Origin of the sequence: Streptomyces herbicida (assembly GCF_032656585.1) — a bacterium.
In the GTDB taxonomy this organism is placed as follows: Bacteria; Actinomycetota; Actinomycetes; order Streptomycetales; family Streptomycetaceae; genus Streptomyces; species Streptomyces herbicida.
The window spans coordinates 1-7,732 of the sequence record NZ_JAUYWJ010000059.1 but is presented as its reverse complement, the minus strand read 5'-3'; the positions used below and the strand labels follow the sequence as shown (position 1 = coordinate 7,732).

The 7,732-nt window shown below is 68.2% G+C and carries 7 protein-coding genes and 1 pseudogene; 2 read left to right on the top strand and 6 right to left on the bottom strand.

Annotated elements, in window-relative coordinates; translation table 11 throughout:
- Window positions 1-164: pseudogene (locus Q8A52_RS48560) on the top strand (chorismate synthase); the annotation flags it as partial.
- Between the two features lie 356 nt (window positions 165-520).
- On the opposite strand, the gene Q8A52_RS48555 reads toward Q8A52_RS48560, so the two are convergent.
- Genes Q8A52_RS48555 through Q8A52_RS48545 form a run of 3 tightly spaced genes read right to left on the bottom strand, consistent with a single transcriptional unit; the run spans window position 521 to window position 2,997 of the window.
- Window positions 521-1,339, bottom strand: coding sequence for an ABC transporter permease (locus Q8A52_RS48555; RefSeq protein WP_316765104.1), 819 nt, complete (start codon window positions 1,337-1,339; stop codon window positions 521-523).
- The gene (locus tag Q8A52_RS48550; RefSeq protein WP_316765103.1) at window positions 1,336-2,301 is read right to left on the bottom strand and encodes an ATP-binding cassette domain-containing protein; all 966 of its coding nucleotides are present in this window, start codon (window positions 2,299-2,301) and stop codon (window positions 1,336-1,338) included. The genes Q8A52_RS48555 and Q8A52_RS48550 overlap by 4 nt, the downstream gene beginning before the upstream one ends.
- A 30-nt stretch (window positions 2,302-2,331) precedes the next feature.
- Entirely contained in the window at window positions 2,332-2,997 is a 666-nt protein-coding gene (locus tag Q8A52_RS48545) for a DUF4097 family beta strand repeat-containing protein (protein ID WP_316765102.1), read from the bottom strand.
- Between the two features lie 222 nt (window positions 2,998-3,219).
- Between Q8A52_RS48545 and Q8A52_RS48540 the strand changes: the two genes are divergently transcribed.
- A complete protein-coding gene (locus tag Q8A52_RS48540) occupies window positions 3,220-3,924 on the top strand; it encodes a helix-turn-helix domain-containing protein (protein ID WP_316765101.1) in 705 nt (234 codons plus the stop codon).
- On the opposite strand, the gene Q8A52_RS48535 is transcribed toward Q8A52_RS48540, so the two are convergent.
- The 3 genes from Q8A52_RS48535 to Q8A52_RS48525 all read right to left on the bottom strand — a co-directional run bounded on the left by Q8A52_RS48535 (window position 3,915) and on the right by Q8A52_RS48525 (window position 7,188).
- Window positions 3,915-4,127 (bottom strand): hypothetical protein, encoded by a 213-nt coding sequence (locus Q8A52_RS48535; protein WP_316765100.1) that lies wholly within the window; start codon window positions 4,125-4,127, stop codon window positions 3,915-3,917. The two genes, Q8A52_RS48540 and Q8A52_RS48535, sit on opposite strands and share 10 nt — an antisense overlap.
- 55 nt (window positions 4,128-4,182) lie before the next feature.
- Window positions 4,183-5,232, bottom strand: a complete 1,050-nt coding sequence (locus Q8A52_RS48530) for a peptidase (protein WP_316765099.1) — start codon at window positions 5,230-5,232, stop codon at window positions 4,183-4,185.
- Between the two features lie 630 nt (window positions 5,233-5,862).
- Window positions 5,863-7,188 (bottom strand): YncE family protein, encoded by a 1,326-nt coding sequence (locus tag Q8A52_RS48525; protein ID WP_316765098.1) that lies wholly within the window; start codon window positions 7,186-7,188, stop codon window positions 5,863-5,865.
- Between the last annotated feature and the right edge of the window lie 544 nt (window positions 7,189-7,732).

Sequence of the window (7,732 nt, the reverse complement as noted above, 5' to 3'; positions counted from 1 at the left end):
ACCAGCGCTCCGACGTCTCCGCGGTGCCGGCCGCGGGCATTGTCGCCGAGGCGATGGTCGCCCTGGTCCTCGCGGATGCGGTGGCGGAGAAGTTCGGCGGTGACTCGGTGACCGAGACCCGCCGCAACGTCCGCTCGTACCTCGACAACCTGGCGATCCGGTGAGCGCCGTGCCCGCGGTTGTGCTGGTCGGCCCGATGGGTGTGGGCAAGTCCACGGTCGAGAAGCGGGCCGTGCCGTACGACCGAAGAGGTCACCCAAGGTGCGCTGGACGCACTGGAGTTGAAGCCAGCACGAGCGGGACGGTGACGCCTGGATCGTGATTCCGGTGACTGTGCCGGCCATTCGGGCACGGGCGGCTGCAGATCACCGAGTGGATCAGCGGCTGGAATGAAGTCTTCCTTGCACCGGCATGAAGTCCTCCTTGCACACGAACAGGGCGGCGCACGCCGACGGAGTGCCGGTGTACGCCGCCCTCGGATGGGACGGGTTGCGGGAGGTGGCCCGCGTCGTCACGGCGGTTACTTCGGGTCGTCGTTGAACTTCGAGGTCGACCAGAAGTAGCCGAGCACCGCGAGGCCCACGCACCAGGCGACCGCGAGCCACCCGTTGTTGCCGATCCGGGTGCCGAGCAGCAGGCCGCGCAGGGTCTCGATGGCGGGTGTGAACGGCTGGTACTCGGCGATCGGCTGGAACCAGCCCGGCATCGAGTGGAGGGGGACGAAGGCGCTGGACAGGAGCGGCAGCAGGATCAGGGGCATGGCGTTGTTGCTGGCGGCCTCGGCGGTCGGGCTGACCAGGCCCATGCCGACCGCGATCCAGGTGAGCGCCATGGCGAACAGTACGAGCAGTCCGAATGCCGCGAGCCACTCCAGGACGGTGGCACCGGTGGAGCGGAAGCCGATGGCCACCGCGACGGCGCCCACGAGGACCACGCTCATGACCGACTGCAGCACGCTGCCGACGACGTGCCCGACGAGCACCGAGGGACGGTGGATCGCCATCGTGCGGAAGCGGGCGATGATGCCCTCGGTCATGTCGTTGGAGACAGAGACCGCGGTCCCGATCGTGGTGCTGCCGATGGTCATCAGCAGCAGGCCCGGCACGATGTAGGCGATGTACTTGGCGCGGTCCGGACCGCCGCTGCCGATGCCCGCGCTCATGGTGTCGCCGAAGATGTAGACGAAGAGCAGCAACAGCATGATCGGGGTGAGCAGCAGGTTCAGCGTGAGTGACGGGTAGCGCCGGGCGTGCAGGAGGTTGCGGCGCAGCATCGTTGAGGAGTCGCGTACGGCGAGGGAGAGCCGGGTCGGGCGGGCGGGAGCCAGGGGGGCGCTCATCGGACGGACTCCTTGGGCTGGTTGGGGATGCCGGCGCCGCCGCCGGTCAGGGCGAAGAAGACGTCGTCGAGGTCGGGGGTGTGCACGGTCAGCTCGTCGGCCTCGATGCCGGCCGAGTCCAGCCGGTCGAGGACGGAGCGCAGTTCACGCTGGCTGCCGTCGCTCGGGACCCGCAGCGCGAGGGACTCGTCGGCGCGGGAGGCCTCGCGCAGGGCGGAGGCCGCTCTCCGGTACGCGGCCGGGTCGGTGAAGCGGAGCCGGACGTGCCCGCCGGGGACGATCCGCTTCAGCTCCTCGGCGGTGCCCTCGGCGGCGATCCTGCCGTCGTGGAGCACGGCGATGCGGTCGGCGAGTTCGTCGGCCTCCTCCAGATACTGGGTGGTGAGGAAGACGGTGACGCCGCCCGTGACGAGCTCGCGGATGATCTGCCACATGTTGTGCCGGGAACGCGGGTCGAGGCCGGTGGTCGGCTCGTCGAGGAAGATGATCCGCGGGTTGCCGACCAGGGTCATGGCGATGTCGAGGCGGCGCTTCATGCCGCCGGAGTAGGTGGAGGCGGGCTTCTTCGCGGCCTCGGTGAGGTCGAAGCGCTCCAGCAGCTCGGCGGTGACCTGCCGTCCCTCGCGCTTGGAGAGGTGGTGCAGGTCCGCCATGAGGAGCATGTTCTCCTCTCCGGTGATCAGGCCGTCGACGGCGGAGAACTGCCCGGTGACGCCGATCGAGGCGCGCACGGCCTGCGGGTCGGCGGCGAGGTCGTGGCCGCCGACGCGGAGCTGCCCACTGGCGGGGTCGCAGGAGACGAGGGTGGAGAGGATCTTGACGGCGGTGGTCTTGCCTGCGCCGTTCGGGCCGAGCAGGGAGAAGATCGTTCCGTATTCGACGGCCAGGTCGACGCCGTCGAGCACGACCTTGTCGCCGTAGGACTTGCGCAACCCGTTCGCCGCGATGGCCAGGTCGGTCATGAGAAGTGCCCCCTCTTACTGGCTGCGGATTTACAGGCTGCGGGCGGTGATGTCGCCGTGGGAGGTGGTGGCGCGGATGTCGAGTTCGGCGGTGCCGTCGTTCTTGAGGGCGTTGCTGATGCGGCCGTGGCCGGTGCCGGCGTCCAGGGCGGCCGAGACGCCGGCGGCGGCGGTGACCGAGATGTTGCCGGACTGGGTGCGGAGCACGACGGTGCCGCGCACGGCCTCGGCGATCCGGATGTCGCCCCGTGCGGTGCTGATCTCCGCGGGCCCGCCCAGTCGGCCGACCTCGACGTCGCCGTCGACCGCGGTGAGGCGGACGCTCGCGGCCTCGTCGAGCTTGATCCGGCGGTACGCGCCGTCGAAGATGACGTCGCCGAGGCGTCCGACGCCGCGGAGCTCGGCGCTCGCGGTCCTGGCCTCGACGCGGGAGTCGGCGGGCAGTTGGACGGTCACCTCGACGGATCCGGAGTTGCCGAGGATCCGGTTCGTCGCCGCCGGGGCCTCGACCCGCAGGACGCCGTCGCCGTAGCCGACCTCGATCTGCTCCGCCGCCTTCACGTCGCGGCTCTTGGAGGCGTCCGCGGGCAGGACCTCGACCGTGGTGTCGGCCCGGTCGGCGGCGATGAACCGGATGCGCCCCGCGGGGATGTCGAGGACGGCGGAGACCGGGGCGGGGGTGTCGAACTTCTGCATCGTGCGCTCCTTCGGTTCGTTGTTTCTGATGACGGAAACGCTACGTTGCATTCAAGAATCAGGCAACAATATCGTTGCGCAGAACTGTCATTTATGCAGGTCAAAGAGGTGAAAACGTTGCAATGGCTTTGAATCTAATGCAACAGTCGTTGCCGTGCTCGTTGCAATGAATGGAGAGTGAACGCTATAGTGGGGACGCCACGCACCACGAAGGAGGCCGCGATGCCGGGAGGCAGGCTCACCCAGCAGGAACGCCAGCAGATTGCGCTGGGACTGGCCGACGGCCTCGCCTACGCAGAGATCGCCAGACGCCTCGAGCGCCCGACCTCGACCGTCACACGCGAGGTGATGCGCAACGGCGGCCCCACCGCCTATCGCGCCGACCTCGCCCACCGCGCCACCGAACGCCGCGCGCACCGCCGCAGGCAGGCCACGCCCCGGGGCCCGAACACCCCCGCGCAGGCCCACGGACGCGACGCCGACGCCGTGCGCGAGTACGAGGAGGCGTTCACCACCCTCCTCATGCAACAGGGCCTGCCCAAAATGATGTCCCGGGTGCTGACCTGCCTCTACACCACCGACGACGGCAGCCTCACCGCGTCCGAACTCGTCCAGCGGCTCCAGGTCAGCCCGGCGTCCATCTCCAAAGCGATCGCGTTCCTCGAAATCCAGGGCCTCATCCGCCGGGAACGCGACGAACGCCGCCGCGAGCGCTACGTCGTCGACAACGACGTCTTCTACCAGTCGATGATCGCCGCCGCCCGGTCCAACGCCCAACTCGCCGAGACCGCACGGCAGGGTGTCGGCATCCTCGGCCCCGGCACCCCGGCCGCCGTCCGCCTCGAGAACATCGCCCGCTTCGTCGACTTCGTCTCCGAGAGCCTCGCCCGCGCCGCGGAGCAGGCCCGCGACGTCCTCTACTCGTGACCCGCCGCGGTGTCCGCCGTCTCCGGCACGGTCGTGAGGGCCTGGGCCGTCGTCTTTTCCAGGCCCGCACGCCGGCCCCGGGTCAGGGCCTGGAGGCCGTAGTGGTCCCAGTCGTTGGCCGGGATCACCTTCCGCTTGCGGTCCTCCACGTGGTGGCGGATGGCCCGCTTGGTGCCGGCCCCGTCCGGCCCTTCCAGGCCCATGTCCCTGTACAGGGGATTGGCCAGGTCCTGGGCGCGAGGGCCACGGGTCGGTGACTCAGCGGGGCCCAGGAGAACTCACGGGATGTCGCACATTCGGAGTGTCAGGTGCTTGGCGCTTTCTGCGGCGTCTGCGCAGGAGCAGCAGCACCGTGGTGACGAGCGCGATGAGGACGAGGGCCGCTGCCGCCCCGATGAGGTACCAGAGCTTGTACGACTTGGACTTCTTCGGCATGGACAGCATCACCGTGGCCGTGGCCGATCGCAGGGCCGGGCCGCTGCGCAGTTCGAGCCGGGCCTTCCAGGGGCCGTCGGGCAGACGCGGTTCGAGGGGAATGGTGATGGTGCCCGTCTGGTACCCGGCGAGGGTGATGCCGGGAGGGATCCGGAAGGGGCCCGTGCTGACGCCGCCGGGGCCGCCTGTCAGGGTGAGCTGCCCGGACATCACGTCGATGGCGCGTCTGCCGAGGTTGTGTACGACGGCGGTGACGCTCGGACGGCCCTGCTTGTCCCGGGCTCCCGTCATCTTCTGGATGACGAAGTCGGCCAGCGGGTCGCCGCCCGGCCCGACGTCCAGGTAGACGCGCACACCGACGCGGTTGATGCTGCCGACGTTGTGCCGCTTGTCCGGCAGGGCCTTGTTCTCGGCCCACACGACCGCGTAGCGCTCTCCGAACTGCGCGGTGCGCGGCACAGTGAGCGCCACGTCGACCATGGACTTCGTGCGGGCCGACAGCTTCACGCTGCCGGGCTTCACCCGGATCCACCGGGTCAGTTCGTTGGGCGTACGCGCGGGGCCGAACAGGAACCTGCCGTCCTTGATGAGGGCCGAGGCGGCGTAGAGGTCGATACGAAGGGGGGACTGAGACTTGTTGGAGACCTCGATCCTGCGCTTGATGGTCATGCCCGGCTTGAGATGGTCCACGACATAGATGCGCGCGCGGGGGTCGTTGCGCCGGGCCACGGGTACGTCGACCAGTCGGACGCCGAACCGGCCCGGCCCGGAGTCGAGCGCGGGCATGGCGGGGATGGCCACGGCGGGGATATCGGAGGAGGCGCCCAGGAAAGCCGCCACCGCGATCATCGCGGCGGCGGTCCGGGTGCGCACCGCGCGTGGTTGGTTACGCCGCAGAATGGGTCACCACCCCATTTCCGTGATGTTGAGTGGGCCGTCTGAGCTGACGAGCCCGGGGATCGAGCACGGGACCTTCGTGTCCTCGGTGATGACCTGGGTCGGCGCCGCGGCGTAGAGATCATCTGTGACGACTAGGAGGAACTATAAAGACGGAATTGCGTGGAAATCCACTTCACCGAGCCGACCCCAGGCGGTGCCGCCGGGAACCGTGCAGGACCGGGTGACCCTGGAGGGAAGCGAGACCGGTGAGCCCGTCGGTGGGTCCTTCGAAGACGACGTATGTGTCGCCCCTGTTCTGTACCCGCCGTCCCTGTACCCCTCGCTGCCGCTGTAGTCGTCTCTGTCTCTGTCTCGAGACCCCTCGGCGTGGACCGGAGCGGCTGCGACCACTGCGCACCCCAGGGCGACGCGGACTCCGGCCAGGACGACAGTGCGCCGGATCGGCGCCCGCATGCCGTCGACAGACGGCCCGAAGTGACGATGTGCCAGATGCTGTGGATCTTCATCTTGTGATGCGCCGCTCGGCTGTTGTGCAGAGCAAGGCCGCCGTCGCGGCGTTCGCGGCGGCGGCCTTGGCATGGACCGGCGTGTGTGGCTGGATGTCTAGGCCACGGAGTGGGTGATGGTGCCGGTGTAGATGCCGGCGACGGCGGCGGCCGGGACGGCGACGTCGAGGGTGGGGTTCCAGGTGACGCTGTTGTCGCCGGAGCCGCTGGTTTTGCTGTAGGCGGTGCGGGCGCCGGCGAGGGTTCCGGGGGTTCCGGCGGTGAAGGGTCCGTTGGTCTGGGCGACGGGGGCGCCGGGTGTGTACGTCACGGCGCCGCCGGAGATGGGCGAGCCTCCGGAGGTGGTGAAGTCCTGGCTGAGGCTGGCGGTGGAGTTCCAGGTGGCGTCGGCAAGGGAGCGCTGGTCGTTGACGGTGACGTTGCCGAGTTGTCCGGTGGCGGTGCCGCCGGGGGTGACGGTACTGAGCGTGGCGGTGTCCGGGACGGTGATGGTCAGGCCGTCGGTGGGGCTGACCTGGAACGTGACCACCGTGTCACCCTGGCTCGGGGAGGCGGCGGCTCCTCCGGGACCGGTTCCGACAGACACCTGGGTGGGACTGGCGGTGTCCGTCGCGGTGTCGATCACCGACACGTTGTTGTCGTCGTGGTTGGGCACGTAGACCTTCTGGCCGTTCTCCGTCGCCACGGTGTCCTGGGGGTTGGCGCCGATGTTGGTGGTGATGGTGGTGGAGACGGTGTCCGTGCTGGTGTTGATCACGGACACGCTGTTGGAAGCGGCGTTGGCGACGTAGACCTTCGAACCGTTGGGCAGGATGTCCAGACCGTTCGGCGAGGTGCCCACCGTGATGGGAGAGCCGGTCACGGTGTTGGTGGCGGTGTCGATCACCGAAACGGTTCCTGCGCCGAAGTTCGTGACGTACGCCTTGGCTCCGTTGGGCGTGAACACCACGTCGGAGGGAGTGTTGCCCACGCTGATGGTGGTGCTCACGGTGTCGGTGGCGGTGTTGATCACCGATACGTTGTTGGCGCCGACGTCGACGACGTAGGCGGTGTCTCCGTCGGGGGAGATCGCCACGGCCAGCGGCCCCCCGGCGACACTGATCGTGCCGGACACGGTGTCGGTGGCAGTGTCGATCACCGAGACCTCGTTGGAACCGTTGTCGGCGACGTAGGCCTTCGTGCCGTCAGGCGTGACGGCGATGCCGCGGGGGTGAACGCCGACGCCGATGGTGGCGGTGACGGTCCTGTCGGCGGTGTCGATCACCGACACGTTGTTGCTGAGTTCATTGCTCACATAGGCCTTGGTGCCGTTCGGGAGCATGGCGATCGCGATGGGGCCGGCGCCCACAGTGATGGGAGTTCCGACGACGGTGTCGGTGGATGTATCGATCACCGAGACGTTGTTGTCGTCGTGGTTCGCCACGTAGAGGAAGTCCGACGGGGCGGCGTTTGCCGGCGCGGCGGGGAGGGAGAACGAGGCGAGTGCGGTAAGGGCGATGGTGGCGGCCCGCTTGCGGGACCACCATGAGCTTTTTCCGGAATTACCGGTGTGATTTCCAGAGGGGCGTCTGACCAGACGAGCCCGAAGACCAAACACGGGACCTCCGCGTCCTTGGTGATGACCCCGCTTCATGACGTGGCGGGGTGCAGAGATCATCTGTGATGACTCGGGTGGAACTATAAAGGACGCAAAATGGCACAAGTGTGCACATTCTTGTTGCATTGTGTTTGTGTCTGGAGGTCGAATCGATAATTAAAGAGAATTATATGCTTAATGTGGTTCAGATCCCGACGCAAGTAAACGCGCAGGCCCAGTGCCTGCCGAATGATCCCGGCCCCTTGTCCGCTGCCGTTGCCGAGGTGATGTGGATCGGAGCCGGGCACCTATGGCGATCGCCGCCGCGGTGAGAGCCGCGGCGGCGATCAGGATGAGGCTTCGGTACTGGGGCGAGGGTCACGCCACGGAG